Below are 24,943 nucleotides of genomic sequence, written 5' to 3' on the forward strand. Positions count from 1 at the left end.
TTTCATAAGACAACCGACTTTCGACGCCATGACGACGTGTCATTTCGACATCATCGACATTGTTCACATCAGGGATAATCAACACTGGCATAATTATTGCTTATCACGGGCAACAGTTAATGGGAGGCGATATGCACGAAATAACCCTCTGCCAGCGGGCACTGGAATTGATCGAACAGCAGGCCATACAGCACGGCGCAAAACGCGTAACTGCGGTCTGGCTCAAAATTGGCGCATTTTCTTGTGTCGAAACCAGCTCTCTTGCCTTTTGTTTTGATCTGGTTTGCCGCGGCAGCGTGGCAGAAGGTTGTAAACTGCACCTCGAAGAACAAGAGGCCGAGTGCTGGTGTGAAACATGCCAGCAGTATGTGACGCTACTGACCCAGCGCGTCCGCCGCTGTCCACAGTGTCATGGCGACATGCTGCGCATTGTGGCAGACGACGGTTTACAGATTCGGCGGATAGAAATAGACCAGGAGTGAGCGATGTGTACAACATGCGGTTGCGGTGAAGGCAACCTGTATATCGAGGGTGATGAACATAACCCTCATTCCGCGTTTCGTAGCGCGCCATTTGCCCCGGCGGCACGGCCGAAGATGAAAATCACCGGCATTAAAGCGCCTGAATTTACCCCCAGCCAGACCGAAGAAGGCGATCTGCATTATGGTCACGGCGAAGCGGGCACTCATGCGCCAGGTATGAGCCAGCGTCGGATGCTGGAAGTCGAAATTGACGTGCTGGACAAAAACAACCGTCTGGCTGAACGCAACCGCGCGCGCTTTGCTGCCCGCAATCAGTTGGTGCTCAACCTGGTTTCCAGCCCTGGTTCCGGTAAAACCACGCTGCTGACGGAAACCTTAATGCGCCTGAAAGACAGCGTTCCGTGTGCAGTGATTGAAGGCGACCAGCAAACCGTGAACGATGCCGCCCGCATTCGCGCTACCGGCACACCAGCGATTCAAGTGAATACCGGTAAAGGCTGCCATCTTGATGCCCAGATGATCGCTGATGCCGCACCGCGCCTGCCACTGGACGATAACGGTATTCTGTTTATCGAAAACGTTGGCAACCTGGTATGCCCGGCCAGCTTCGATCTCGGTGAAAAACACAAAGTGGCGGTGCTTTCCGTTACCGAAGGTGAAGACAAACCGCTGAAATATCCGCATATGTTTGCCGCCGCCTCGCTGATGCTGCTCAACAAAGTTGACTTGCTGCCGTATCTCAACTTTGACGTTGAGAAGTGCATCGCCTGCGCCCGCGAAGTCAATCCAGAAATTGAAATCATCCTTATTTCCGCCACCAGCGGCGAAGGGATGGACCAGTGGCTGAACTGGCTGGAGGCACAGCGATGTGCATAGGCGTTCCTGGCCAGATTCGCACCATTGACGGCAACCTGGCGAAAGTCGACGTCTGCGGCATTCAGCGCGATGTCGATTTAACGCTAGTCGGCAGCTGCGATGAAAACGGTCAGCCACGCGTGGGCCAGTGGGTACTGGTTCACGTTGCTTTGCCATGAGCGTAATTAATGAAGCCGAAGCGCGTGACACTCTCGACGCCTTACAAAACATGTTTGATGTTGAGCCGGATGTCGGTGCGCTGTTGTATGGCGAGGAAAAATAATGCGTTTTGTTGATGAATATCGCGCGCCGGAACAGGTGATGCAGTTAATTGAGCATCTGCGCGAACGTGCTTCACATCTCTCTTACACCGCCGAACGCCCTCTGCGGATTATGGAAGTGTGCGGCGGTCATACCCACGCCATCTTTAAATTCGGCCTCGACCAGTTACTGCCGGAAAACGTTGAGTTTATCCACGGACCAGGTTGTCCGGTGTGCGTTCTGCCGATGGGCAGAATCGACACCTGCGTGGAGATTGCCAGCCATCCGGAAGTCATCTTCTGTACCTTTGGCGACGCCATGCGCGTACCGGGGAAACAGGGGTCGTTGTTGCAGGCAAAAGCACGCGGTGCTGATGTGCGCATCGTCTACTCGCCAATGGATGCGTTGAAACTGGCGCAGGAGAACCCAACTCGTAAAGTGGTGTTTTTCGGCTTAGGGTTTGAAACCACCATGCCGACCACCGCAATCACGCTGCAACAGGCAAAAGCCCGCGATGTGCAGAATTTTTACTTCTTCTGCCAGCACATTACGCTGATCCCCACGCTGCGCAGTTTGCTGGAACAGCCGGACAATGGCATCGACGCGTTCCTCGCGCCGGGCCACGTCAGTATGGTAATTGGCACCGACGCCTATAATTTTATCGCCAGCGATTTTCATCGTCCTCTGGTGGTCGCTGGTTTCGAACCACTTGATCTACTGCAAGGCGTGGTGATGCTGGTAGAGCAGAAAATAGCGGCCCACAGCAAGGTAGAGAATCAGTACCGGCGAGTGGTGCCAGATGCGGGTAATTTGCTGGCACAACAGGCGATTGCTGACGTCTTCTGCGTCAATGGCGACAGCGAATGGCGCGGCTTAGGCGTGATTGAATCTTCTGGTGTGCACCTGACGCCGGATTATCAACGATTCGATGCCGAAGCACATTTCCGCCCGGCACCGCAGCAGGTTTGTGATGACCCGCGCGCACGTTGTGGTGAAGTATTGACCGGCAAATGTAAGCCGCATCAATGCCCGCTGTTTGGTAACACCTGTAATCCTCAAACCGCATTCGGCGCACTTATGGTTTCCTCCGAAGGAGCATGTGCCGCATGGTATCAGTATCGTCAGCAGGAGAGTGAAGTGTGAATAATATCCAACTCGCCCACGGCAGCGGCGGCCAGGCGATGCAGCAATTAATCAACAGCCTGTTTATGGAGGCGTTTGCTAATCCGTGGCTGGCAGAACAGGAAGATCAGGCTCGTCTTGACCTGGCGCAATTAATGGCAGAAGGCGATCGTCTGGCCTTCTCCACTGACAGCTACGTCATCGACCCGCTGTTCTTCCCTGGCGGTAATATCGGCAAGCTGGCGATTTGCGGCACGGCCAATGACGTTGCGGTCAGCGGCGCTATCCCACGTTATCTCTCCTGTGGATTTATCCTCGAAGAAGGATTGCCGATGGAGACGCTGAAAGCGGTAGTGACCAGCATGGCAGAAACCGCCCGCGCGGCAGGAATCGCCATCGTCACTGGCGATACTAAAGTGGTACAGCGTGGGGCGGCAGATAAACTGTTTATCAACACCGCAGGCATGGGCGCAATTCCGGCGAATATTCACTGGGGAGCACAAACTCTCACCGCAGGCGATGTTCTGCTGGTTAGCGGTACGCTCGGCGACCACGGAGCAACTATCCTTAACCTGCGCGAGCAGCTGGGGCTGGACGGCGAACTGGTCAGCGATTGCGCGGTATTGACGCCGCTTATTCAGACGCTGCGCGACATTCCCGGCGTGAAAGCGCTGCGCGATGCTACCCGTGGTGGAGTGAACGCGGTAGTTCATGAGTTCGCGGCAGCCTGCGGTTGCGGTATTGAACTTTCAGAAGCAGCGCTGCCGGTTAAACCTGCCGTGCGTGGCGTTTGCGAATTGCTGGGCCTGGATGCCCTCAACTTTGCCAACGAAGGTAAGCTGGTGATTGCTGTAGAGCGTAACGCGGCAGAGCAAGTGCTGGCGGCGCTGCGTTCCCACCCACTGGGACAAGATGCAGCATTAATTGGCGAAGTGGTTGAGCGTAAAGGTGTTCGTCTCGCTGGGCTTTATGGCGTGAAACGAACTCTCGATCTACCACACGCCGAACCGCTACCTCGTATATGCTAATAAAAATCTAGCCCCTGGAATTTGTCATTTACCTTTTGCACCGCTTAGCGGTGCTTTCCTGGAAGAACAACATGTCGTATACACCGATGAGTGATCTCGGGCAACAAGGGTTGTTCGACATCACTCGGACACTATTGCAGCAGCCCGATCTGGCCTCGCTGTGTGAGGCTCTTTCGCAACTGGTAAAGCGTTCTGCGCTCGCCGACAACGCAGCTATTGTGTTGTGGCAAGCGCAGACTCAACGTGCGACTTATTACGCGTCGCGTGACAAAGACAATCCCATTAAATACGAAGACGAAACCATTCTGGCACATGGTCCGGTGCGCAGCATTTTATCGCGCCCTGACACACTGCACTGCAGCTACGAAGAATTTTGTGACACCTGGCCGCAACTGGCTACGAGTGGGCTATACCCTAAATTTGGTCACTATTGCCTGATGCCGCAGGCCGCGGAAGGACATATTTTTGGCGCCTGTGAATTTATTCGTTATGACGATCGCCCGTGGAGCGAAAAAGAGTTCAATCGACTGCAAACATTTACGCAGATTGTTTCTGTTGTCAGCGAGCAAATTCAGAGTCGCGTCATCAACAATGTCGACTACGAACTGCTATGCCGGGAACGGGATAACTTCCGCATCCTGGTTGCCATCACCAACGCGGTACTTTCTCGCCTGGACATGGACGAGCTGGTCAGCGAAGTGGCTAAAGAAATCCACTACTACTTCGATATCGACGATATCAGCATCGTTTTACGCAGCCACCGCAAAAACAAACTCAACGTTTACTCCACTCACTATCTCGATAAACAGCATCCCACTCACGAACAGAGTGAAGTTGATGAGGCAGGAACCCTCACCGAGCGCGTATTTAAAAGCAAAGAGATGCTGCTGCTTAATCTCCACGAGCGAGACGATTTAGCCCCCTACGAACGCATGTTGTTCGACACCTGGGGCAACCAGATCCAGACGCTGTGCCTGCTACCGTTGATGTCTGGCAACACCATGCTGGGCGTGCTGAAACTGGCGCAGTGCGAAGAGAAAACCTTTACCACCACTAACCTGAGTTTGCTGCGCCAGATTGCTGAACGTGTGGCGATTGCCGTGGATAACGCCCTCGCCTATCAGGAAATCCACCGTCTGAAAGAGCGCCTGGTTGATGAAAACCTTGCTCTGACTGAACAGCTCAATAATGTGGATAGCGAATTTGGCGAGATTATTGGTCGCAGCGAAGCCATGTATAGCGTGCTCAAGCAGGTTGAGATGGTAGCGCAAAGCGACAGTACCGTACTCATTCTCGGTGAAACGGGGACGGGTAAGGAACTGATTGCCCGCGCGATCCACAATCTTAGCAACCGCAATGGTCGGCGAATGGTGAAGATGAACTGCGCCGCCATGCCTGCCGGATTACTGGAAAGTGACCTGTTTGGTCATGAGCGTGGTGCCTTTACTGGTGCCAGCGCTCAGCGCATTGGTCGTTTTGAACTGGCGGATAAAAGCTCGCTGTTCCTCGATGAAGTGGGCGATATGCCGCTGGAGTTACAGCCGAAGTTGCTGCGCGTATTGCAGGAACAGGAGTTTGAACGCCTCGGCAGCAACAAAATCATTCAGACGGACGTGCGTTTAATCGCCGCGACTAACCGCGATCTGAAAAAAATGGTCGCCGACCGTGAGTTCCGTAGCGATCTCTACTACCGCCTGAACGTCTTCCCGATTCATCTGCCGCCGCTGCGCGAGCGCCCGGAAGATATTCCGCTGCTGGCTAAAGCCTTTACATTTAAAATTGCCCGCCGCCTGGGTCGTAATATTGACAGCATTCCTGCCGAGACTCTGCGCGCATTGAGCAATATGGAATGGCCAGGTAACGTGCGCGAACTGGAAAACGTCATTGAGCGCGCGGTGTTGCTGACTCGCGGTAACGTTCTACAACTCTCTTTACCCGATATCCCTCTGTCAGAACCTGAAACACCACCGACCGCGACGGTCGTCGCCCAGGAAGGCGAGGATGAATATCAACTGATTGTCCGCGTATTAAAAGAGACGAACGGCGTGGTTGCCGGGCCAAAAGGCGCTGCACAACGTCTGGGGTTAAAACGCACCACTCTGCTGTCACGGATGAAGCGGCTGGGGATAGATAAAGCGGCATTGATTTAACAGATGTGGTTATACTCGATCAACATTCAATGAAAGGAGGCAGTATGGCAGTTTCAGCAAGAAATCAATTAACCGGAACGGTTAGCGCAGTCGCAATGGGCGCGGTGAATGATGAAGTAGAACTGACGCTGGCAGGTGGTGCAAAGCTGGTGGCAATTGTTACACACAGCAGCCAGCAAGCCCTGGGGCTGGCAAAAGGGAAAGAAGCGATTGCCCTGATTAAAGCCCCGTGGGTAACGCTGGCAACGGAAGACTGTGGACTGAAATTCTCCGCTCGCAACCAGTTTGCTGGCAGCGTGTCGAAAATCACCGAAGGCGCAGTGAATGCCACTGTCCATATCAAAACAGATGCGGGTTTTGAAATTGTGGCTGTGGTAACCAATGAAAGCCAGGATGAAATGAAACTCACCACAGGATCGCGTGTTATTGCGTTGATCAAAGCATCAGCAATCCTGATTGCGACCAAAGCGTAAGCGCCGTATTTGCCGGAGAGAATAGATTCCTCCGGCAAATTTATTTCTTCCGGCGGAATTTTTCTGGCAACTCCGGCACCGGACGTTTGTCATCAATCAGATGACGCACGGTTAAAATCGGATGACGCCACAGCATTCTCGGCCCCGCCCACCGCATAATCTGCTTCATCTCTTCACGCTTCGCAGGCTGGTAACAGTGCACCGGACACTGCTTACAGGCGGGTTTCTCTTCGCCAAACACACATTTATCCAGCCGTTTTTGTGCGTAAGCAAACAACGCCTCGTAATGCTCCGGCTCCGCTGACGCCTGCGGGCATTTCGCTTGATAAAGATCGATCATTTTTTTAATCGTCAGTTTTTCACGAGAGATACGCTTGCCGGACATGCTGCCTCCATACTCTTAAGGTGCATTTATATTACAACTTAATTTTGAAGGGAACTATGGCTCTGAAGGAGGAGGTTTCTTCAACCGATGTAATTTTGCGATCTTGTTTCATAGTCATCACGCAAAAGCTGCAAAGCAGCATTTTTCGCGGAACCGGCATCAAGAACTCACCTTTCGCGTCTTCCCCTGAAATGATTAACTCCGGTATCATGTGCGCCTTATGTGATTACAACGAAAATAAAAACCATCACACTACATTTAACATCAGGGAACCGGATCTAATTCCATGAGTGTAATAGAAAATTTCGACGCCCATACACCAATGATGCAGCAGTATCTCAAGCTGAAAGCCCAGCATCCGGAGATCCTGCTGTTCTACCGGATGGGTGACTTTTACGAGCTGTTTTATGACGACGCAAAACGGGCGTCGCAGCTGCTGGATATTTCGCTGACCAAACGCGGCGCGTCTGCGGGCGAGCCGATCCCGATGGCGGGTATTCCCTACCATGCAGTGGAAAACTATCTCGCCAAACTGGTGAATCAGGGCGAGTCCGTCGCTATATGCGAACAGATTGGCGACCCGGCGACCAGCAAAGGTCCGGTTGAGCGCAAAGTTGTCCGTATCGTTACGCCAGGCACCATCAGCGATGAAGCCCTGTTGCAGGAGCGTCAGGATAACCTGCTGGCGGCTATCTGGCAGGACAGCAAAGGTTTCGGCTACGCGACGCTGGATATCAGTTCCGGTCGTTTTCGTCTGAGCGAACCGGCTGACCGCGAAACGATGGCGGCAGAGCTGCAACGCACCAATCCGGCGGAACTGCTGTATGCAGAAGATTTCGCCGAGATGTCGCTGATTGAAGGTCGTCGCGGCCTGCGTCGTCGCCCGCTGTGGGAGTTTGAAATCGACACCGCGCGCCAGCAGTTGAACCTGCAATTTGGCACTCGTGATCTGATTGGTTTCGGCGTCGAGAACGCGCCACGCGGGCTTTGTGCTGCCGGTTGCCTGTTGCAGTATGCGAAAGATACCCAACGTACGACTCTGCCGCATATTCGTTCTATCACCATGGAACGTGAGCAGGACAGCATCATTATGGATGCCGCGACGCGCCGTAATCTGGAAATTACCCAGAACCTGGCAGGCGGTGCGGAAAATACTCTGGCTTCTGTGCTTGATTGCACCGTCACGCCGATGGGTAGCCGTATGCTGAAACGCTGGCTGCATATGCCAGTGCGCGACACCCGTGTGTTACTTGAGCGCCAGCAAACTATTGGCGCATTGCAGGATTTCACCGCCGAGCTGCAGCCGGTACTGCGGCAGGTGGGCGATCTGGAGCGTATTCTGGCGCGTCTGGCGTTGCGTACCGCTCGCCCGCGCGATCTGGCCCGTATGCGTCACGCTTTCCAACAACTGCCGGAACTGCGCGCGCAGTTAGAAACTGTCGATAGTGCACCGGTTCAGGCGCTGCGTGAGAAGATGGGCGAGTTTGCCGAGCTGCGCGAGCTGCTGGAGCGGGCAATCATCGACACACCGCCAGTGCTGGTACGCGACGGTGGTGTTATCGCACCGGGCTATAACGAAGAGCTGGATGAGTGGCGGGCGCTGGCTGACGGCGCGACCGATTATCTGGAGCGTCTGGAAGTCCGCGAGCGTGAACGTACCGGCCTGGACACGCTAAAAGTCGGCTTTAACGCGGTTCATGGTTATTACATTCAGATCAGCCGTGGACAAAGCCATCTGGCACCAATCAACTACATGCGTCGCCAGACGCTGAAAAACGCTGAACGTTACATTATTCCAGAGCTGAAAGAGTACGAAGACAAAGTCCTCACTTCAAAAGGCAAAGCGCTGGCACTGGAAAAACAGCTTTATGAAGAGCTGTTCGACCTGCTGTTGCCGCATCTGGAAGCGCTGCAACAGAGCGCGAGCGCGCTGGCGGAACTCGACGTGCTGGTGAACCTGGCGGAACGGGCCTATACCCTGAACTACACCTGCCCGACCTTCATTGATAAACCTGGCATTCGCATTACCGAAGGCCGCCATCCGGTGGTTGAACAGGTACTGAATGAGCCGTTTATCGCTAACCCGCTGAACCTGTCGCCACAGCGTCGGATGTTGATTATTACCGGCCCGAACATGGGCGGTAAAAGTACCTATATGCGCCAGACCGCACTGATTGCGCTGATGGCCTATATCGGCAGCTATGTACCGGCACAAAAAGTCGAGATTGGCCCGATTGACCGTATCTTTACCCGTGTGGGCGCGGCGGACGATCTGGCATCCGGGCGTTCAACCTTTATGGTGGAGATGACCGAAACCGCTAATATTCTGCATAACGCCACCGAGTACAGTCTGGTGTTGATGGATGAGATTGGACGCGGGACGTCCACTTACGATGGTCTGTCACTGGCATGGGCGTGCGCGGAAAATCTGGCGAATAAGATTAAGGCATTGACGCTGTTTGCCACCCACTATTTCGAGCTGACCCAGCTACCGGAGAAAATGGAAGGCGTCGCCAACGTACATCTCGATGCGCTGGAGCACGGCGACACTATCGCCTTTATGCACAGCGTGCAGGACGGCGCGGCGAGCAAAAGCTACGGCCTGGCGGTTGCTGCTCTGGCGGGCGTGCCAAAAGAAGTTATTAAGCGCGCACGGCAAAAACTGCGTGAGCTGGAAAGCATTTCGCCGAACGCCGCCGCGACGCAGGTGGATGGTACGCAGATGTCTTTGCTATCAGTACCAGAAGAAACTTCGCCTGCGGTCGAAGCTCTGGAAAATCTTGATCCGGATTCACTGACTCCGCGTCAGGCGTTAGAGTGGATTTATCGCTTGAAGAGTCTGGTGTAATAACAATTCCCGATAGTCTTTTGCTATCGGGAGTATTAACGACAACTGACGAATCAAATAAAAATACCCTGTATAATAGGAAAGCTTATTTTACAGGGTAAAACCATGCCATCTACACGCTATCAAAAAATTGATGCTCATCACTATCGTCATATATGGGCCGTTGGTGATATTCATGGGGATTATCAATTATTACAATCCCGTTTACATCAATTATCTTTTTGTACCGAAACTGACTTGCTTATTTCCACAGGCGATAATATTGATCGTGGGCCTGAGAGTCTTAATGTGCTGCGCATGGTAAACCAGCCCTGGTTTACCACCGTAAAAGGCAACCACGAAGCGATGGCGCTTGATGCGTTCGCTACAGGTGATGGTAATATGTGGTTAACCAACGGCGGCGACTGGTTTTTCGATTTAAATGATACGGAACAACAAGAGGCAATAGATCTGTTATTGAGATTCCATAAACTTCCGCATATTATTGAAATTACCAACGACATAATAAAATATGTTATCGCACATGCGGATTATCCGGGTGATGAATATCTCTTTGGTAAAGAAATAGCGGAAAGTGAATTACTCTGGCCTGTTGATCGTGTGCAGAAATCGCTTAATGGCGAGTTACAAAAAATAAATGGCGCTGACTATTTTATATTTGGACATATGATGTTTGATAACATTCAGACGTTCGCTAACCAGATTTACATTGATACCGGATCGCCGAAAAGCGGACGCCTGTCGTTTTATAAAATTAAATAACGTAGCCGGGTAAAGTAAAGCCTTTACCCGGCATATTTTATTAGCGCTTATCTTCCGCCAGCAGCGGCGGAATGCTCGGCACCATTGGCGCGTCATCAATATCTTTCTGCGTCATACGAAACGCCTCCGGATAATGTTCGCGGCTGGTGCGGCGTAGCGGTTCGGTATCGCGCCAGGTATAAAGGCAATGCTGGCACTGGTAGACCGTCCAGACATCTTTCACCGGCGATTTCGCCATCACTTCAATCTGTTCATCGGCACAACGTGGGCAAATCATCGTGTTCTCCTTATTTACGTGCGGCCAGCATAGCGGTCAGTTTTTCAGCCCAGGCTTTGGTTTCCGGTAAATCCACCACCGGCTGGCTATAGTGACCACGGTTGTCCGGGGCGACAGGCGTGGTTGCGTCGATAATCAGCTTGTCGGTGATCCCCGCCGGGCTTGAGCCTGGGTCGAGTTCCAGCACGGACATATTCGGCAACTGCACCAAATCCCCTGCCGGGTTCACTTTCGAGGAGAGCGCCCACATCACCTGCGGCAGGTTGAACGGATCAACGTCTTCATCGACCATAATCACCATCTTCACATAGCCCAGACCGTGCGGCGTGGTCATCGCACGCAGGCCCACCGCGCGGGCAAAGCCGCCGTAGCGTTTTTTGGTGGAGATTATCGCCAGCAGGCCGTGGGTGTACATGGCGTTCACCGCCTGCACTTCCGGGAACTCGGCTTTCAGTTGCTGATACAGCGGCACACAGGTGGCTGGCCCCATCAGGTAGTCGATTTCGGTCCACGGCATACCGAGATAGAGCGATTCGAAAATCGGTTTCGTGCGGTAAGAGACTTTATCGATGCGCACCACGGTCATGTTGCGCCCGCCGGAGTAGTGGCCGGTAAACTCACCGAATGGCCCTTCAATCTCGCGTTTGCGGCTTTCGATAACCCCTTCGAGGATTACTTCCGAGCCCCACGGCACATCAAAACCGGTCAGCGGGGCGGTAGCGATCGGGTATGGGCTTTCGCGCAGTGCGCCCGCCATTTCGTACTCAGACTGATCGTATTTCAGCGGTGTAGCGCCCATCAGCGTGATGATCGGATCGTTACCAAGGGTGATGGCTATCGGCAAATCTTCGCCACGCTCTTCCGCTTTATGCAGATGCAGGGCGATATCGTGCATTGGCACCGGTTGCAGGCCGAGCTTACGCTTGCCTTTCACTTCCATACGGTAGATGCCGACATTCTGCTTGCCGAAGTTATCCGGGTCGAGCGGATCGCGGGAAACCACGCAGGCTTTATCGAGATAGAAACCGCCATCGCCATCGTTCAGGCGAAACAGCGGCAGAATATCGAACAGGTTAATCTCGTCGCCATCGACAGTGTTCTGCGCCCAGGCTGGATTTGCGCGGCGCTCCGGGGCAATCGGGAAGTTATCCCAGCGGCGGATAAACTCATCAATCTGTTTTTTAACCGGCGTGTTCGGCGGCAGGCCGAGGGAAATCGCGTGGTTCTGCCAGGACCCAATGGTGTTCATCGCCACGCGGGCATCGGTAAAGCCGCGAATATTATCAAACCACAGCGCGGGTGCGCCGTCGCCGATACGCCCGGTGGCGTTGGCAGCAGCGGCCAGATCTGGCTCGGCGTTAACCTCTTCACTGATTTTCAGCAATTGTTCCTGGTCGTCGAGCGCCTGTAAAAAGCTGCGTAAATCATCAAAAGCCATTATTCATTCTCCTGAGGAAAACTCCCGGACTGCGGCAATCCTTGCCAGCGCCTGGCTTGAGGATGTTCGAGGCCAAACTGATCCATCACGCGGGCAACCACGTGGTGGACAATGTCATCGACCGTTTCGGGATGGTTATAGAAGGCAGGCATGGGCGGTATCATCGCCACGCCCATACGGGAAAGCGCGAGCATATTTTCAAGGTGGATAGTACTGAGCGGCATTTCACGCGGCACCAGCACCAGCTTGCGCCCTTCTTTGAGAACAACATCAGCAGCGCGCCCCACCAGCCCATCGGCATAGCCAGCACGGATACCAGCCAGCGTCTTCATGCTGCACGGAATAACGATCATGCCATCGGTACGAAAGGAACCTGAAGAGATAGTCGCCGCCTGATCCGCCGGGTTATGGCAATAGTCTGCCAGGGCAGCGACATCGTGGACGCTGTAGGGCGTTTCCAGTTCAATGGTAGTTTTCGCCCACTTCGACATCACGAGATGTGTTTCAACACCGGGCATCTTCTTTAGTGCTTGCAGTAATGCCACACCAAGAGGCGCACCTGTAGCCCCAGTCATCCCGACGATCAGTCTCATTTTTTATTCCCTTAATTGTTCGTACACGAACGTTATTATTAACATACCCTTCTATTCACGTAGCGGCAAGTGCAGAAAAGTAACAACATCTTCTTCGTCACTAAAAAACCGCTATGATAACGGCAGAGAATTAGCCCGGAGTTTACATGGCGTTACGAAATAAAGTGTTCCATCAGTTACGACAGCTTTTTCAGCAGCACACGTCTCGCTGGCAGCATGAGTTACCTGACCTGACTAAACCGCAGTACGCGGTGATGCGCGCTATTGCTGAACAACCCGGTATAGAGCAGGTTGCGCTGATAGAAGCAGCTGTCAGCACTAAGGCAACGCTGGCGGAAATGTTGGCAAGAATGGAAAATCGTGGCCTGGTCAGACGAGAGCATGACACCATCGATAAGCGGCGTCGCTTTGTCTGGCTGACTGCCGAAGGAGAAAAGGTACTTGCTGCGGCGATACCGATTGGTGACGGCGTGGATGAAGAATTTTTGGGGCGTTTGAGTGCAGAAGAGCAGGAACTGTTTATGCAGCTGGTGCGAAAAATGATGAACACATAGGGTGCAAATTGCCGGATGCGACGCTATCGCGTCTTATCCAGCCTGCAAACACACCGACTCACCAACCAAAAGAAAAAAGGCCAGCCTCGCTTGAGACTGGCCTTTCTGACAGATGCTTGCTTATTCGCGGAACAGCGCTTCGATATTCAGCCCCTGAGTCTGCAAAATCTCACGCAGACGGCGCAGGCCTTCAACCTGAATCTGGCGAACACGCTCACGGGTGAGGCCAATTTCACGACCTACATCTTCCAGTGTTGCCGCTTCGTACCCCAGCAAACCGAATCGACGTGCCAGCACTTCACGCTGCTTGGCGTTCAGTTCGAACAGCCATTTGACGATGCTTTGTTTCATATCGTCATCTTGCGTGGTGTCTTCCGGACCGTTCTCTTTTTCATCGGCCAGGATATCCAGCAACGCTTTTTCGGAATCACCACCCAGCGGGGTGTCTACCGAGGTAATGCGCTCGTTAAGACGAAGCATACGGCTGACGTCATCAACTGGCTTATCCAGTTGCTCTGCGATCTCTTCCGCGCTCGGTTCGTGGTCCAGCTTATGGGACAACTCACGTGCGGTTCGCAGGTAAACGTTCAGCTCCTTTACGATGTGAATCGGCAAACGAATAGTACGGGTTTGGTTCATAATGGCCCGTTCGATCGTCTGGCGAATCCACCAGGTTGCGTAAGTTGAGAAGCGGAAACCACGTTCCGGGTCAAACTTCTCAACCGCGCGGATCAGCCCCAGGTTACCCTCTTCGATAAGGTCCAGCAGCGCCAGACCACGATTGCCATAACGGCGGGCAATTTTTACCACCAGACGCAAGTTACTCTCGATCATCCGGCGGCGAGAGGCGACATCACCACGCAGTGCGCGACGCGCAAAATAAACTTCTTCTTCGGCCGTTAACAGTGGCGAATAACCAATCTCACCAAGATAAAGCTGAGTCGCGTCCAGCACACGCTGTGTTGCGCCCTGCGATAACAGCTCCTCTTCGGCCAAATCGTTATCACTGGGTTCCTCTTCAACTAAGGCCTTTTCGTCAAAAACCTCAACTCCATTCTCATCAAATTCCGCGTCTTCATTTAAATCATGAACTTTCAGCGTATTCTGACTCATAAGGTGGCTCCTACCCGTGATCCCTTGACGGAACATTCAAGCAAAAGCCTGGCTCCGCCGATTTATCGCTGCGGCAAATAACGCAGCGGGTTTACGGATTTCCCCTTGTAACGAATTTCAAAATGCAAGCGTGTTGAACTGGTTCCGGTGCTACCCATGGTCGCTATTTTTTGCCCCGCCTTAACTTCTTGTTGTTCCCGGACCAGCATTGTGTCGTTATGGGCGTAGGCACTCAGGTAATCATCATTATGTTTGATGATAATCAGATTACCGTAGCCGCGCAGCGCATTACCGGCATAAACAACGCGGCCATCTGCGGTCGCGATAATTGCCTGTCCTTTGCTACCTGCGATATCAATCCCCTTGTTGCCTCCCTCAGAAGCACCAAAGGTTTCAATCACTTTGCCCTCAGTCGGCCAGCGCCAGGTGGAGATCGGCGTACTGGTTGTTGTACTGCTGACAGTTGGCTCGGTTGTGCTTGCTGTTGGTACCGTTACAGGCGCTGTGACCGTGGTCGCAGTTGGCTTGTTGTTCGGCAACATTTTGTTAGCACTCTGTTCACCCGAAGATTCAGAATACGTAATTGTCGGTTGCGACGCAACAGCAACGGTGGAATTTTGTGCAGGCTTGATCACAACTCCTTGCTCTGCTGCGTCGGCCTGGGTAATGGCATTTCCGCCAGTGATTGGCGTACCGGAAGCATTCCCCACCTGTAAGGTCTGACCTACGTTCAGAGCGTAAGGCGCCTGAATATTATTGCGTTGGGCAAGGTCACGGAAATCGTTGCCGGTAATCCAGGCGATATAGAAAAGCGTGTCGCCTTTTTTCACGGTGTAAGTACTGCCGCTATAACTGCCTTTCGGAATATTCCCGTACTGACGGTTATAGACGATGCGTCCGTTTTCCATTTGCACAGGTTGTTGGGCAACAGGCTGTACCGGTTGGATTTGCGGCTGTTGAGCCGATTGAATTTGTGGCTGTTGTACCGGCTGAATTTGCGGTTGCTGCGTTGTAGACGTCGTCCCCATCTTCGGTGGCGGCGTAATCAACATACCAGAATTAGTATTTGCAGGCGCATTGCCATTGACAGAGCTGACCGGTGCCGGTGGATTTGAAGTGTCAGAACAGCCAGCCAACCATAGCGAAACCAGTGACAAAGCCGCAATACGGCGAACGGTGAATTTTGGGCTTCCCGCGCTCATTTATCCCCCAGGAAAAAATTGGTTAATAACCAGTGACATAATTACCGTGCAAGGCACCCTACTGAACACTGGAAAAGATGTTCACGATACGCTGACCTGCTGCAAAATAACCAGGAAAATTCCAGGTATTTTCCTCACGCGCTAAGCCAGCTCCCCCTTTACTAAGGGAACAAAGCGCACAGCCTCCACGGTGTCGATAATAAATTCGCCTCCCCGACGACGCACCCGCTTTAAATACTGGTGCTCTTCCCCTACGGGTAAGACGAGAATGCCGCCTTCATCCAGTTGCGTCATTAACGCTGTCGGAATTTCGGGCGGAGCAGCCGTTACAATGATAGCGTCAAACGGCGCACGTGCTTGCCAACCTTGCCATCCATCGCCGTGACGGGTTGAAACATTGTGTAAATCAAGATTTTTCAGACGTCTGCGCGCCTGCCACTGCAATCCTTTAATCCGCTCGACCGAGCATACATGCTGGACAAGATGTGCCAGAATTGCTGTTTGATATCCTGAACCAGTGCCGATCTCCAGCACTCGCGACTGCGGCGTCAGTTCGAGTAATTCAGTCATTCGCGCCACCATATACGGCTGCGAAATTGTCTGCCCCTGACCTATCGGCAACGCGATATTGTCCCAGGCTTTTTGTTCAAACGCTTCATCGATGAATTTTTCACGCGGCACGGCAGCAAGTGCATTAAGCACCTGCTCATCCTGAATACCTTGCGCACGTAATTGATCCAGAAGTGCTTGTACGCGTCTGCTTACCATTGCGTGCCAACTCCCACGCTGTTTAACCAGTCTGAAACCACATCTTGCGCGTTGTGCGCGGTTAAATCTACATGCAGCGGCGTGATGGAGACGTAGCCTTCATCTACCGCAGCAAAATCGGTCCCCGGACCGGCATCACACTTACCGCCCGGCGGGCCAATCCAGTACAGCGTATTACCGCGCGGATCCTGCTGCGGAATCACTTGATCTGCCGGATGTCGTGTACCGCAGCGAGTCACGCGGATACCTTTAATCTGATCCAGCGGTAAATCAGGTACGTTGATATTGAGAATACGTCCGGTACGCAGCGGCTCTTTACACAGTGCACGCAAAATGGAACAGGTGACCGCTGCAGCAGTGTCGTAATGTTTATGCCCGTCAAGTGAAACGGCCAGCGCCGGAAAGCCTAAATGACGGCCTTCCATCGCGGCGGCTACCGTGCCGGAATAAATAACATCATCACCCAGATTCGGTCCGGCGTTAATACCCGAAACCACAATATCCGGGCGCGGACGCATCAGAGCATTCACGCCAAGATAGACACAATCGGTCGGGGTTCCCATTTGCACGGCAATATCACCATTTTCAAAGGTAAACGTGCGCAGGGAGGATTCCAGCGTCAGGGAATTTGAAGCGCCGCTGCGATTACGATCGGGGGCGACCACCTGAACGTCAGCAAACTCACGCAGAGCTTTCGCCAGCGTTTGTATACCGGGCGCATGTACCCCGTCATCATTACTCAGCAATATGCGCATAATCACCTGTTGTGTTGATAAGTTCCCTGACAACGCTGGTTGCAAAGCTTCCTGCCGGAAGCCAGAAACGGATTTCGACGGTGACGTCATCCCACCAGTTCCAGCTTAATTGTTGCGGATATAACAGCATCGCTCTGCGCGCCGCCTCAACTTTTTCGCGCAGCAGTAAGGCTTGTAACTCAGTTTCTTCGGCGACAGCTGCTTGTTCGAATGCCAGCGCCTCACGCTGGGTTCCCCATTCGCCGCTACCCGGCATTGCAGCTGTAATTAACAGCTCTTTATCGTTCACGCGACGCTGTAATTCCGCCAGTTCTTCGGTGGTTGCAACAAACCAGCTGCCGCGCCCGGCTAATTGTAGCGCATCACCGTCAACAACCTGATTAACTTCTGCTTTTTTGAGACGCTCAGCAACAATCTGATTAAACAACGCACTACGAGCTGCCGACAACCAAAAACTACGCTTATTGCGATCGCGCACCGGAGTATTGGTTTGCGCCCAGCGCAACGCGCCCTGCAAATTACTACCACCAATACCAAAACGTTGCGCGCCAAAGTAATTCGGTACACCTTTCACGCAAATATCGATCAATCGCTGTTCAACGTCATCACGATTGCTCACTTCTCGCAGCACCAGGGTAAAGGCATTGCCTTTCAGCGCCCCTAAACGCAGTTTACGTTTGTGGCGCGCATACTCCAGTACCTGGCAGCCTTCCAGTTGAAACGCGCTCAGATCAGGCATCTCTTTGCCCGGTACCCGAGCGCATAACCATTGTTCCGTAACGGCATGTTTGTCTTTTTGCCCAGCGAAGCTGACTTCACGGGCATGAATTTTCAGGAATTTCGCCAGTGCGTCGGCCACAAAACGGGTATTGCAACCGTTTTTGAGGATTCGCACCAGGATATGCTCACCTTCACCATCAGGCTCAAAGCCTAAATCTTCCACCACCACAAAGTCTTCCGGGTTGGCTTTCAGCAGCCCGGTTCCTTGCGGTTTGCCGTGGAGGTAAGTGAGATTATCAAATTCAATCATTTTGTTGCCTTAATGAGTAGCGCCACCGCTTCACAGGCAATCCCTTCCCCACGTCCGGTAAATCCGAGTTTTTCCGTAGTAGTGGCTTTCACGTTAACATCATCCATATGGCAGCCGAGATCTTCGGCAATAAACACGCGCATTTGTGGAATATGTGGCAGCATCTTCGGTGCCTGAGCGATGATAGTGACATCGACGTTGCCGAGGGTATAGCCCTTCGCCTGAATGCGTCGCCAGGCTTCGCGTAGCAGCTCGCGGCTGTCAGCGCCTTTAAATGCCGGATCTGTATCCGGGAATAGCTTGCCAATATCCCCCAGCGCCGCTGCACCAAGTAATGCATCGGTCAGCGCGTGCAGCGCCACGTCGCCATCAGAATGTGCCAGCAGCCCTTTTTCATAAGGGATGCGCACGCCACCAATGATAATTGGGCCTTCGCCGCCAAAGGCGTGAACATCAAAACCGTGTCCAATTCGCATTATGTATTCTCCTGATGGATGGTTCGGGTGAGGTAAAATTCGGCAAGCGCCAAATCTTCCGGGCGCGTGACTTTAATGTTATCCGCTCGGCCTTCGACAAGCTGCGGATGAAAACCGCAGTATTCCAGCGCTGAGGCTTCGTCAGTAATGGTAGCGCCTTCATTTAAAGCGCGTGTCAGGCAGTCATGTAACAGCTCACGAGGGAAAAATTGCGGCGTAAGCGCGTGCCATAAGCCGTTGCGATCAACGGTATGAGCAATGGCATTTTTGCCTGGCTCGGCGCGTTTCATCGTATCGCGCACCGGCGCGGCGAGGATCCCTCCCGTGCGGCTGGTTTCGCTCAACGCCAACAGACGCGCGAGGTCATCCTGATGCAGACAAGGGCGAGCGGCGTCATGCACCAGTACCCACTGCACATCGCCAGCGCCTTTCAGACCTGCCAGCACGGAATTAGCACGCTCTTCACCACCATCAACAACGGTGATTTGCGGATGATTCGCCAGAGGAAGTTGAGCAAAGCGGTTATCGCCAGGGCTTATTGCAATGACGACACGCGTCACCCGGGGATGCGCCAGCAGCGCATGCACCGAGTGTTCAAGAATGGTTTGATTACCGATTGAGAGATATTGCTTAGGACATTCCGTTTGCATTCGGCGGCCAAATCCGGCCGCCGGAACCACGGCGCAAACATCCAAATGAGTGGTTGCCATGTTAATTCCTGGGCTGATTTATCGATTGTTTTGCCCCGCAGACTGCGCGCGCTTCGACGCGTCAGGCACCAGACGATAAAAAGTTTCGCCCGGCCTGGTCATGCTGAGTTCATTACGCGCACGCTCTTCGAGCGCCTCCTGGCCGCCATTGAGATCGTCAATTTCGGCAAAAAGCTGATCGTTTCGCGCTTTAAGTTTCGCGTTTGTAGCTTGCTGTGCCGCCACATCATCATTGACGCGGGTATAGTCATGTATACCGTTCTTACCGAACCACAGCGAATACTGTAGCCAGACCAGAATAGCCAGCAACAGCAGCGTTAGTTTACCCATCCTGCCCCCTGAAAAACGGCATCCTCATCCCATGCATCCGAAGACGACTCTACATCCTCTGTTGGGGATACCGCGACAACGCGGGCAAATGTACCACATTTGTCCACTGTTACGTATACCCAGGGCGCGCAGAACATAATCTCATTATTGGTTACGGTTTGAATTATGGACAGAATGAACAGGAAAGAACAGATTAGCCCAACAACCACATAAACAGTGCACCAAACATAATGCCAACGGTGATAAAAGTGAAAACAATACTGTAGCGTAATTTTCCGTCCATCAAGGAGTGCAGCGCAATACCTACCACCACCGCAACAGGCATTAGCGCCAGAAAGAAAGGCCAGGTGTAGATAAAGAAAAACAGCGTGTTAGAGCCATAAATTAACATCGGAATCGCCAGTGCACACAGCCAGGACACAAAACCGACCACGGCCCCAGGTAGCGACCATGTGGTTTCTTCGTCCTCGGTAAGGCTGGCACTATTTGTTAGTGTAATGTTATGGCTATTACGCATATCTGATCCTGTTACTTTGACGAACCGGGCATGAAAACCCGGTGGTGTCTCAGGATCTGATAATATCGTTCTGTCTCAGTAGATCTAATAATTGCTGAACCAAATTTGTTACTAATTGTTCACCATTGAGATGAATTTCTGCCGATTCAGGCGCTTCGTAAACGGAATCTATTCCGGTAAAGTTACGCAGTTCACCAGCGCGTGCTTTTTTATATAAGCCTTTTGGATCGCGAGACTCACAAATCGCCAGCGGCGTATCGACAAACACTTCGATAAACCGCCCTTTTCCTACACGTTCGCGAACCATCTGCCGTTCGGCGCGGTGTGGTGAGATAAACGCCGTCAGCACCACCAGTCCGGCTTCGACCATTAAATTCGCCACCTCACCGACCCGACGGATATTTTCTTTGCGATCGGCATCGCTAAAACCGAGATCGCTGCATAAACCGTGGCGGACGTTGTCACCATCCAGCAAATACGTACTGACGCCGAGTTTATGCAATGCTTCTTCCAGCGCGCCCGCGACGGTTGATTTACCGGACCCGGAGAGGCCGGTAAACCACAGTACAACACCACGATGGCCGTGGTGTTGTTCACGCTGTTGCGGAGTTACTGGGTGGCTATGCCAGACGACGTTTTCGTCATGCAGCGCCATCATTTACCTCCCAGTAAATCGCGCGCGCCCCAGTGCGGGAAGTGGCGGCGTACTAACGCATTCAGTTCCAGCTCGAACGCGCTAAATTCCGACGGCGCAACGGCGGCCTCGTTTTTCGGCTCATGCACCATACCGGCACCAACAGTCACGTTGCTCAGGCGATCGATAAAAATCAGCCCACCCGTCACCGGATTTTGTTGATAACGATCTAACACCAGCGGCTCGTCAAAGGTGAGATCCACGAGGCCTATCCCATTCAGCGGCAGGTTTTCAACTTCGCGTTGGGTAAGGTTATTAATATCAACCTGATAACGAATGCCATCAACACGAGCACGCGTCTTCTTACCGGCAATTTTGATGTCATAACTCTGGCCTGGGGAAAGCGGCTGTTCCGCCATCCATACCACATCAACTGACGCGCTCTGCACCGCCGGTAACGCTTCGTCTGCCGCCAGCAGCAGATCGCCACGGCTGATATCGATCTCGTCCGTCAGCACCAGGGTGATCGCTTCTCCAGCAAAAGCTTCTTCGCGATCGCCATCAAAAGTGACGATCCGCGCGATGCTTGACTCCACACCAGAGGGCAGCACTTTGACACGTTGCCCGACTTGCACGCTGCCGGAAGCCAGCGTTCCGGCGTAGCCACGAAAATCGAGATTAGGGCGGTTAACGTACTGAACCGGGAAGCGCATCGGCTGGGCATCAACCACTCGCTGAATCTCCACGGTTTCCAGCACTTCAAGTAATGTTGGGCCGCTGTACCACGGCATTCTTTCACTTTGCGAAGCTACATTGTCGCCTTCCAGCGCAGAGAGCGGCACAAAGCGAATATCCAGATTGCCCGGCAATTGTTCGGCAAAAGTCAGGTAGTCTTCACGAATGCGGGTGAATGTCTCTTCACTGTAATCCACCAGATCCATTTTGTTGATCGCTACGACCAGATGTTTGATCCCCAACAGCGTGGAGATAAAACTGTGACGACGGGTTTGATCGAGCACGCCTTTACGGGCGTCGATCAATAAGATCGCCAGCTCACACGTTGACGCGCCAGTCGCCATATTGCGGGTGTACTGCTCATGCCCAGGGGTATCGGCGATAATAAATTTACGCTTCTCGGTGGAGAAATAGCGATAAGCCACATCGATTGTGATGCCCTGTTCGCGTTCCGCTTGCAGGCCGTCCACCAGCAGCGCCAGATCCAGTTTTTCGCCCTGGGTGCCGTGACGTTTACTGTCGTTATGCAGCGATGAGAGCTGATCTTCGTAGATTTGGCGGGTATCGTGCAGCAGGCGACCAATCAGGGTACTTTTGCCGTCATCGACGCTACCACAGGTCAGAAAACGCAGCAGGCTTTTATGTTGTTGCGCAATCATCCAGGCTTCGACGCCGCCTTCATTGGCGATTTGTTGTGCAAGTGCGGTGTTCATCTTAAAAATACCCCTGACGTTTTTTCAGCTCCATAGAGCCTGCCTGGTCGCGGTCAATCACGCGCCCCTGACGTTCACTGGTGGTGGAAACCAGCATCTCTTCGATGATCTCCGGCAGCGTTTGTGCATTCGACTCAACCGCACCGGTCAGCGGCCAGCAGCCCAGCGTGCGGAAGCGAACCATCCGTTTTTTAATCACTTCACCCGGTTGCAGGTCGATACGGTCGTCATCAATCATCATCAACATACCGTCGCGTTCCAGAACCGGACGTTCCGCAGCGAGATACAGCGGAACAATGTCGATATTTTCCAGCCAGATGTATTGCCAGATATCCTGCTCGGTCCAGTTAGAGAGCGGGAAGACGCGGATACTTTCGCCTTTGTTGATCTGCCCGTTATAGTTGTGCCACAACTCCGGACGCTGGTTTTTCGGATCCCAGCGATGAAATCGGTCACGGAAAGAGTAGATTCGTTCTTTGGCGCGGGACTTCTCTTCATCGCGACGTGCGCCACCGAAAGCGGCATCAAAACCGTATTTATTCAGTGCCTGTTTCAAACCTTCGGTTTTCATAATGTCGGTATGTTTCGCGCTGCCGTGCACGAATGGATTAATCCCCATCGCCACGCCTTCCGGGTTTTTATGCACCAGCAGCTCGCAGCCGTAAGCTTTAGCCGTACGATCGCGGAACTCATACATCTCGCGGAATTTCCAGCCGGTATCGACATGCAGCAGCGGGAACGGCAGCGTACCTGGATAAAACGCCTTGCGCGCCAGATGCAGCATGACGCTGGAATCTTTACCGATAGAGTAGAGCATCACCGGATTTGAGAATTCTGCCGCCACCTCGCGAATGATGTGGATGCTTTCCGCCTCCAGTTGCCGCAGGTGGGTAAGTCGTTTTTGATCCATAACCGTTCCTTTGCAATACCGCTATTTTCTTGCCATCAGATGTTTCGACTATAGGGAGCGCAGGAGAACGAATGAAATTACCAATTGGAATGAGTAGTTCCTTAACGGAATAACGCTTTGGCAAAGCAAATATCAAAAAGTGCTTAAGCTACCGAATTTCGGGCGTTTAGGAAGATTTGAAATTGTTTTAGCGCAGCGGCAGTTTCATACTATGGCGGTAAAAATTTTGCATGGTATTTAAGGACTCACTATGTTTTCCGCATTGCGCCACCGTACCGCTGCCCTGGCGCTCGGCGTATGCTTTATTCTCCCCGTTCACGCCGCATCACCTAAACCTGGTGATTTTGCCAATACACAGGCGCGACATATTGCCACTTTCTTTCCGGGACGAATGACCGGAACACCCGCAGAAATGTTATCTGCCGATTATATTCGGCAACAGTTTCAGCAAATGGGTTACCGCAGTGATATTCGAACATTTAATAGCCGATATATTTATACCGCACGCGATAACCGCAAAAACTGGCACAACGTGACGGGAAGTACGGTGATTGCCGCTCATGAAGGCAAAGCGCCGCAGCAGATCATCATTATGGCGCATCTGGATACCTATGCCCCGCAGAGCGACGCAGATGCAGATGCCAATCTCGGCGGGCTGACGTTACAAGGAATGGATGATAATGCCGCAGGTTTAGGTGTCATGCTGGAGCTGGCTGAACGCCTGAAAGATATTCCGACTGAGTATGGGATTCGTTTTATTGCCACCAGTGGTGAAGAGGAAGGGAAATTAGGTGCTGAGAATTTACTCAAGCGCATGAGTGATACCGAAAAGAAAAATACTTTATTGGTGATTAACCTCGATAATCTGATTGTTGGCGATAAGCTGTATTTCAACAGTGGCGTAAAAACACCTGAAGCAGTAAGGAAATTAACGCGCGACCGGGCGCTGGCAATTGCCCGCAGTCATGGAATTGCCGCCACCACAAATCCAGGTTTGAATAAAAACTATCCGAAAGGCACCGGGTGTTGTAATGACGCAGAAATATTCGACAAAGCGGGAATTGCTGTACTTTCGGTGGAAGCGACAAACTGGAATCTGGGAAATAAAGACGGTTATCAGCAACGCGCAAAAACAGCCGCATTCCCTGCAGGAAATAGCTGGCATGACGTAAGACTGGATAATCAACAACATATAGATAAGGCACTTCCTGGAAGAATAGAACGCCGCTGCCGTGATGTTATGCGGATAATGCTACCGTTGGTGAAGGAGCTGGCGAAGGCGTCTTGATGGGGTTGAAAATGGGAGTTGGGAGTTCTACCGCAGGGGCGGGGGAACTCTTCAGCGCGGTGCGCAAACTATGCGCGGAGCGCGGTTTATCCCCGCTGACGCGGGGAACACCCCACGTCTGTTCAGATTCGTCGTATCAGGTACGGTTTATCCCCGCTGACGCGGGGAACACGTATATCTCGAAAGAGGAAAACGCACTAACAACGGTTTATCCCCGCTGGCGCGGGGAACACATTAAGTTGTGTGCGTGTCGGCGTCATAACAGCGGTTTATCCCCGCTGGCGCGGGGAACACATGAAGTTGCTCATATACGGTTTGAATAATTGCGGTTTATCCCCGCTGGCGCGGGGAACACTCGCGCTGCGGATAAACGGACTGGGAACAAGCCGGTTTATCCCCGCTGACGCGGGGAACACTAATGCCCTGTATACATCAACGAGCGCCTGTTCGGTTTATCCCCGCTGACGCGGGGAACACAAGTAAAGTAAAACACCCAGCCGTTTTATTTTCGGTTTATCCCCGCTGACGCGGGGA

Annotated in this window: 27 protein-coding genes, 1 pseudogene and 1 CRISPR repeat array (1 of these 29 only partly in view); of the genes and pseudogenes, 11 read left to right on the forward strand and 17 right to left on the reverse strand. The window is 52.7% G+C overall.

Annotation, left to right across the window (positions count from 1 at the left end; genetic code table 11):
* The first annotated feature begins 131 nt into the window (after positions 1–131).
* The 7 genes and pseudogenes from hypA (at position 132) to FFT88_RS19250 (ending at position 6,371) form a co-directional block, all read left to right on the forward strand.
* The gene (hypA, locus tag FFT88_RS19220; protein WP_130207634.1) at positions 132–482 is read left to right on the forward strand and encodes a hydrogenase maturation nickel metallochaperone HypA; all 351 of its coding nucleotides are present in this window, start codon (positions 132–134) and stop codon (positions 480–482) included.
* Between the two features lie 3 nt (positions 483–485).
* Positions 486–1,358: a hydrogenase nickel incorporation protein HypB gene (hypB, locus tag FFT88_RS19225; protein WP_064528082.1), complete on the forward strand. Its 873-nt coding sequence runs from the start codon at positions 486–488 to the stop codon at positions 1,356–1,358.
* Positions 1,349–1,620, forward strand: a pseudogene (gene hypC / locus FFT88_RS19230) (hydrogenase 3 maturation protein HypC). The gene hypB and the pseudogene hypC overlap by 10 nt, the downstream one beginning before the upstream one ends.
* Positions 1,620–2,741, forward strand: coding sequence for a hydrogenase formation protein HypD (gene hypD / locus FFT88_RS19235; RefSeq protein ID WP_130207636.1), 1,122 nt, complete (start codon positions 1,620–1,622; stop codon positions 2,739–2,741). The pseudogene hypC and the gene hypD overlap by 1 nt, the downstream one beginning before the upstream one ends.
* Positions 2,738–3,748 carry a hydrogenase maturation carbamoyl dehydratase HypE gene (gene hypE / locus FFT88_RS19240; protein WP_130207638.1) on the forward strand — a complete coding sequence of 337 codons (1,011 nt, stop codon included), beginning with the start codon at positions 2,738–2,740 and terminating at the stop codon, positions 3,746–3,748. Before hypD ends, hypE begins: the two co-directional genes overlap by 4 nt.
* 71 nt (positions 3,749–3,819) lie before the next feature.
* Positions 3,820–5,898, forward strand: a complete 2,079-nt coding sequence (gene flhA, locus FFT88_RS19245; protein WP_135403792.1) for a formate hydrogenlyase transcriptional activator FlhA — start codon at positions 3,820–3,822, stop codon at positions 5,896–5,898.
* 44 nt (positions 5,899–5,942) lie between these two features.
* On the forward strand, positions 5,943–6,371 hold the full coding sequence (locus FFT88_RS19250; RefSeq protein ID WP_130221542.1) for a TOBE domain-containing protein: 429 nt from the start codon (positions 5,943–5,945) through the stop codon (positions 6,369–6,371).
* Positions 6,372–6,411: 40 nt separating this feature from the next.
* Here the strand turns inward: FFT88_RS19250 and FFT88_RS19255 are convergent, their stop codons facing one another.
* Both FFT88_RS19255 and FFT88_RS25950 read right to left on the reverse strand, forming a co-directional pair.
* The gene (locus tag FFT88_RS19255) at positions 6,412–6,756 is read right to left on the reverse strand and encodes a nitrous oxide-stimulated promoter family protein (protein WP_135403791.1); all 345 of its coding nucleotides are present in this window, start codon (positions 6,754–6,756) and stop codon (positions 6,412–6,414) included.
* A 31-nt stretch (positions 6,757–6,787) separates the two neighbouring features.
* Positions 6,788–6,967 carry a hypothetical protein gene (locus FFT88_RS25950; RefSeq protein ID WP_135403790.1) on the reverse strand — a complete coding sequence of 60 codons (180 nt, stop codon included), beginning with the start codon at positions 6,965–6,967 and terminating at the stop codon, positions 6,788–6,790.
* 75 nt (positions 6,968–7,042) lie between these two features.
* Between FFT88_RS25950 and mutS the strand changes: the two genes are divergently transcribed.
* Both mutS and pphB read left to right on the forward strand, forming a co-directional pair.
* A complete protein-coding gene (mutS, locus tag FFT88_RS19265) occupies positions 7,043–9,604 on the forward strand; it encodes a DNA mismatch repair protein MutS (protein ID WP_135403789.1) in 2,562 nt (853 codons plus the stop codon).
* 105 nt (positions 9,605–9,709) lie between these two features.
* Positions 9,710–10,366, forward strand: coding sequence for a protein-serine/threonine phosphatase (gene pphB / locus FFT88_RS19270; RefSeq protein ID WP_135403788.1), 657 nt, complete (start codon positions 9,710–9,712; stop codon positions 10,364–10,366).
* Between the two features lie 40 nt (positions 10,367–10,406).
* On the opposite strand, the gene FFT88_RS19275 is transcribed toward pphB, so the two are convergent.
* The 3 genes from FFT88_RS19275 to FFT88_RS19285 are packed head-to-tail and all read right to left on the reverse strand — an operon-like array spanning position 10,407 to position 12,674.
* Positions 10,407–10,643 carry a non-oxidative hydroxyarylic acid decarboxylases subunit D gene (locus FFT88_RS19275; protein ID WP_015963262.1) on the reverse strand — a complete coding sequence of 79 codons (237 nt, stop codon included), beginning with the start codon at positions 10,641–10,643 and terminating at the stop codon, positions 10,407–10,409.
* Positions 10,644–10,653: 10 nt separating this feature from the next.
* Entirely contained in the window at positions 10,654–12,081 is a 1,428-nt protein-coding gene (locus FFT88_RS19280) for a non-oxidative hydroxyarylic acid decarboxylases subunit C (protein ID WP_135403787.1), read from the reverse strand.
* Complete coding sequence (locus FFT88_RS19285) at positions 12,081–12,674, reverse strand: non-oxidative hydroxyarylic acid decarboxylases subunit B (RefSeq protein ID WP_135403786.1); 594 nt, start codon at positions 12,672–12,674, stop codon at positions 12,081–12,083. The genes FFT88_RS19280 and FFT88_RS19285 overlap by 1 nt, the downstream gene beginning before the upstream one ends.
* Before the next feature lie 146 nt (positions 12,675–12,820).
* Between FFT88_RS19285 and FFT88_RS19290 the strand changes: the two genes are divergently transcribed.
* Positions 12,821–13,228, forward strand: a complete 408-nt coding sequence (locus FFT88_RS19290; RefSeq protein WP_135403785.1) for a MarR family transcriptional regulator — start codon at positions 12,821–12,823, stop codon at positions 13,226–13,228.
* Positions 13,229–13,348: 120 nt separating this feature from the next.
* Here the strand turns inward: FFT88_RS19290 and rpoS are convergent, their stop codons facing one another.
* The 12 genes from rpoS to cysD all read right to left on the reverse strand — a co-directional run bounded on the left by rpoS (position 13,349) and on the right by cysD (position 23,121).
* Positions 13,349–14,341, reverse strand: a complete 993-nt coding sequence (gene rpoS, locus FFT88_RS19295; protein ID WP_000081550.1) for an RNA polymerase sigma factor RpoS — start codon at positions 14,339–14,341, stop codon at positions 13,349–13,351.
* Between the two features lie 62 nt (positions 14,342–14,403).
* Positions 14,404–15,543, reverse strand: coding sequence for a murein hydrolase activator NlpD (nlpD, locus tag FFT88_RS19300; protein WP_130214482.1), 1,140 nt, complete (start codon positions 15,541–15,543; stop codon positions 14,404–14,406).
* Between the two features lie 141 nt (positions 15,544–15,684).
* Positions 15,685–16,311, reverse strand: a complete 627-nt coding sequence (gene pcm, locus FFT88_RS19305; protein ID WP_000254703.1) for a protein-L-isoaspartate O-methyltransferase — start codon at positions 16,309–16,311, stop codon at positions 15,685–15,687.
* Complete coding sequence (gene surE, locus FFT88_RS19310) at positions 16,305–17,066, reverse strand: 5'/3'-nucleotidase SurE (protein WP_001516955.1); 762 nt, start codon at positions 17,064–17,066, stop codon at positions 16,305–16,307. The genes pcm and surE overlap by 7 nt, the downstream gene beginning before the upstream one ends.
* Complete coding sequence (gene truD, locus FFT88_RS19315; protein ID WP_135403784.1) at positions 17,047–18,096, reverse strand: tRNA pseudouridine(13) synthase TruD; 1,050 nt, start codon at positions 18,094–18,096, stop codon at positions 17,047–17,049. Before truD ends, surE begins: the two co-directional genes overlap by 20 nt.
* On the reverse strand, positions 18,093–18,572 hold the full coding sequence (ispF, locus tag FFT88_RS19320) for a 2-C-methyl-D-erythritol 2,4-cyclodiphosphate synthase (protein WP_001219242.1): 480 nt from the start codon (positions 18,570–18,572) through the stop codon (positions 18,093–18,095). The genes truD and ispF overlap by 4 nt, the downstream gene beginning before the upstream one ends.
* Positions 18,572–19,282, reverse strand: a complete 711-nt coding sequence (gene ispD, locus FFT88_RS19325) for a 2-C-methyl-D-erythritol 4-phosphate cytidylyltransferase (protein ID WP_135403783.1) — start codon at positions 19,280–19,282, stop codon at positions 18,572–18,574. The genes ispF and ispD overlap by 1 nt, the downstream gene beginning before the upstream one ends.
* Positions 19,283–19,300: 18 nt before the next feature.
* A complete protein-coding gene (gene ftsB / locus FFT88_RS19330) occupies positions 19,301–19,612 on the reverse strand; it encodes a cell division protein FtsB (RefSeq protein ID WP_000517476.1) in 312 nt (103 codons plus the stop codon).
* Positions 19,613–19,805: 193 nt separating this feature from the next.
* Positions 19,806–20,129, reverse strand: coding sequence for a DUF3561 family protein (locus tag FFT88_RS19335; protein ID WP_130221529.1), 324 nt, complete (start codon positions 20,127–20,129; stop codon positions 19,806–19,808).
* Between the two features lie 49 nt (positions 20,130–20,178).
* Positions 20,179–20,784 carry an adenylyl-sulfate kinase gene (gene cysC / locus FFT88_RS19340; protein ID WP_135403825.1) on the reverse strand — a complete coding sequence of 202 codons (606 nt, stop codon included), beginning with the start codon at positions 20,782–20,784 and terminating at the stop codon, positions 20,179–20,181.
* Positions 20,784–22,211, reverse strand: coding sequence for a sulfate adenylyltransferase subunit CysN (gene cysN, locus FFT88_RS19345; RefSeq protein WP_135403782.1), 1,428 nt, complete (start codon positions 22,209–22,211; stop codon positions 20,784–20,786). Before cysN ends, cysC begins: the two co-directional genes overlap by 1 nt.
* A gap of 1 nt (position 22,212) precedes the next feature.
* Entirely contained in the window at positions 22,213–23,121 is a 909-nt protein-coding gene (gene cysD, locus FFT88_RS19350) for a sulfate adenylyltransferase subunit CysD (RefSeq protein WP_130214490.1), read from the reverse strand.
* A 250-nt stretch (positions 23,122–23,371) separates the two neighbouring features.
* On the opposite strand from cysD, the gene iap reads away from it, so the two are divergent.
* Positions 23,372–24,409 carry an alkaline phosphatase isozyme conversion aminopeptidase gene (iap, locus tag FFT88_RS19355; protein WP_135403781.1) on the forward strand — a complete coding sequence of 346 codons (1,038 nt, stop codon included), beginning with the start codon at positions 23,372–23,374 and terminating at the stop codon, positions 24,407–24,409.
* 82 nt (positions 24,410–24,491) lie between these two features.
* Positions 24,492–24,943: direct repeats of the CRISPR family, unit length 29 nt; unit sequence CGGTTTATCCCCGCTGACGCGGGGAACAC (it continues 126 nt past the right edge of the window).

The organism is Escherichia sp. E4930 (assembly GCF_005845405.1).
In the GTDB taxonomy this organism is placed as follows: Bacteria; Pseudomonadota; Gammaproteobacteria; order Enterobacterales; family Enterobacteriaceae; genus Escherichia.

Bases quoted from the DNA above. Each gene is read 5' to 3' on its own strand.
- FFT88_RS19335 (WP_130221529.1), bottom strand. From the start codon at position 20,129: ATGCGTAATAGCCATAACATTACACTAACAAATAGTGCCAGCCTTACC.
- rpoS (WP_000081550.1), bottom strand. From the start codon at position 14,341: ATGAGTCAGAATACGCTGAAAGTTCATGATTTAAATGAAGACGCGGAA.
- truD (WP_135403784.1), bottom strand. From the start codon at position 18,096: ATGATTGAATTTGATAATCTCACTTACCTCCACGGCAAACCGCAAGGA.
- FFT88_RS19275 (WP_015963262.1), bottom strand. From the start codon at position 10,643: ATGATTTGCCCACGTTGTGCCGATGAACAGATTGAAGTGATGGCGAAA.
- FFT88_RS19285 (WP_135403786.1), bottom strand. From the start codon at position 12,674: ATGAGACTGATCGTCGGGATGACTGGGGCTACAGGTGCGCCTCTTGGT.
- iap (WP_135403781.1), top strand. From the start codon at position 23,372: ATGTTTTCCGCATTGCGCCACCGTACCGCTGCCCTGGCGCTCGGCGTA.
- FFT88_RS19250 (WP_130221542.1), top strand. From the start codon at position 5,943: ATGGCAGTTTCAGCAAGAAATCAATTAACCGGAACGGTTAGCGCAGTC.
- hypA (WP_130207634.1), top strand. From the start codon at position 132: ATGCACGAAATAACCCTCTGCCAGCGGGCACTGGAATTGATCGAACAG.
- pcm (WP_000254703.1), bottom strand. From the start codon at position 16,311: ATGGTAAGCAGACGCGTACAAGCACTTCTGGATCAATTACGTGCGCAA.
- flhA (WP_135403792.1), top strand. From the start codon at position 3,820: ATGTCGTATACACCGATGAGTGATCTCGGGCAACAAGGGTTGTTCGAC.
- ispD (WP_135403783.1), bottom strand. From the start codon at position 19,282: ATGGCAACCACTCATTTGGATGTTTGCGCCGTGGTTCCGGCGGCCGGA.
- hypD (WP_130207636.1), top strand. From the start codon at position 1,620: ATGCGTTTTGTTGATGAATATCGCGCGCCGGAACAGGTGATGCAGTTA.
- hypB (WP_064528082.1), top strand. From the start codon at position 486: ATGTGTACAACATGCGGTTGCGGTGAAGGCAACCTGTATATCGAGGGT.
- ispF (WP_001219242.1), bottom strand. From the start codon at position 18,572: ATGCGAATTGGACACGGTTTTGATGTTCACGCCTTTGGCGGCGAAGGC.
- FFT88_RS19280 (WP_135403787.1), bottom strand. From the start codon at position 12,081: ATGGCTTTTGATGATTTACGCAGCTTTTTACAGGCGCTCGACGACCAG.
- cysD (WP_130214490.1), bottom strand. From the start codon at position 23,121: ATGGATCAAAAACGACTTACCCACCTGCGGCAACTGGAGGCGGAAAGC.
- ftsB (WP_000517476.1), bottom strand. From the start codon at position 19,612: ATGGGTAAACTAACGCTGCTGTTGCTGGCTATTCTGGTCTGGCTACAG.
- surE (WP_001516955.1), bottom strand. From the start codon at position 17,066: ATGCGCATATTGCTGAGTAATGATGACGGGGTACATGCGCCCGGTATA.
- nlpD (WP_130214482.1), bottom strand. From the start codon at position 15,543: ATGAGCGCGGGAAGCCCAAAATTCACCGTTCGCCGTATTGCGGCTTTG.
- cysC (WP_135403825.1), bottom strand. From the start codon at position 20,784: ATGGCGCTGCATGACGAAAACGTCGTCTGGCATAGCCACCCAGTAACT.
- pphB (WP_135403788.1), top strand. From the start codon at position 9,710: ATGCCATCTACACGCTATCAAAAAATTGATGCTCATCACTATCGTCAT.
- cysN (WP_135403782.1), bottom strand. From the start codon at position 22,211: ATGAACACCGCACTTGCACAACAAATCGCCAATGAAGGCGGCGTCGAA.
- FFT88_RS19255 (WP_135403791.1), bottom strand. From the start codon at position 6,756: ATGTCCGGCAAGCGTATCTCTCGTGAAAAACTGACGATTAAAAAAATG.
- FFT88_RS25950 (WP_135403790.1), bottom strand. From the start codon at position 6,967: ATGATACCGGAGTTAATCATTTCAGGGGAAGACGCGAAAGGTGAGTTC.
- FFT88_RS19290 (WP_135403785.1), top strand. From the start codon at position 12,821: ATGGCGTTACGAAATAAAGTGTTCCATCAGTTACGACAGCTTTTTCAG.
- mutS (WP_135403789.1), top strand. From the start codon at position 7,043: ATGAGTGTAATAGAAAATTTCGACGCCCATACACCAATGATGCAGCAG.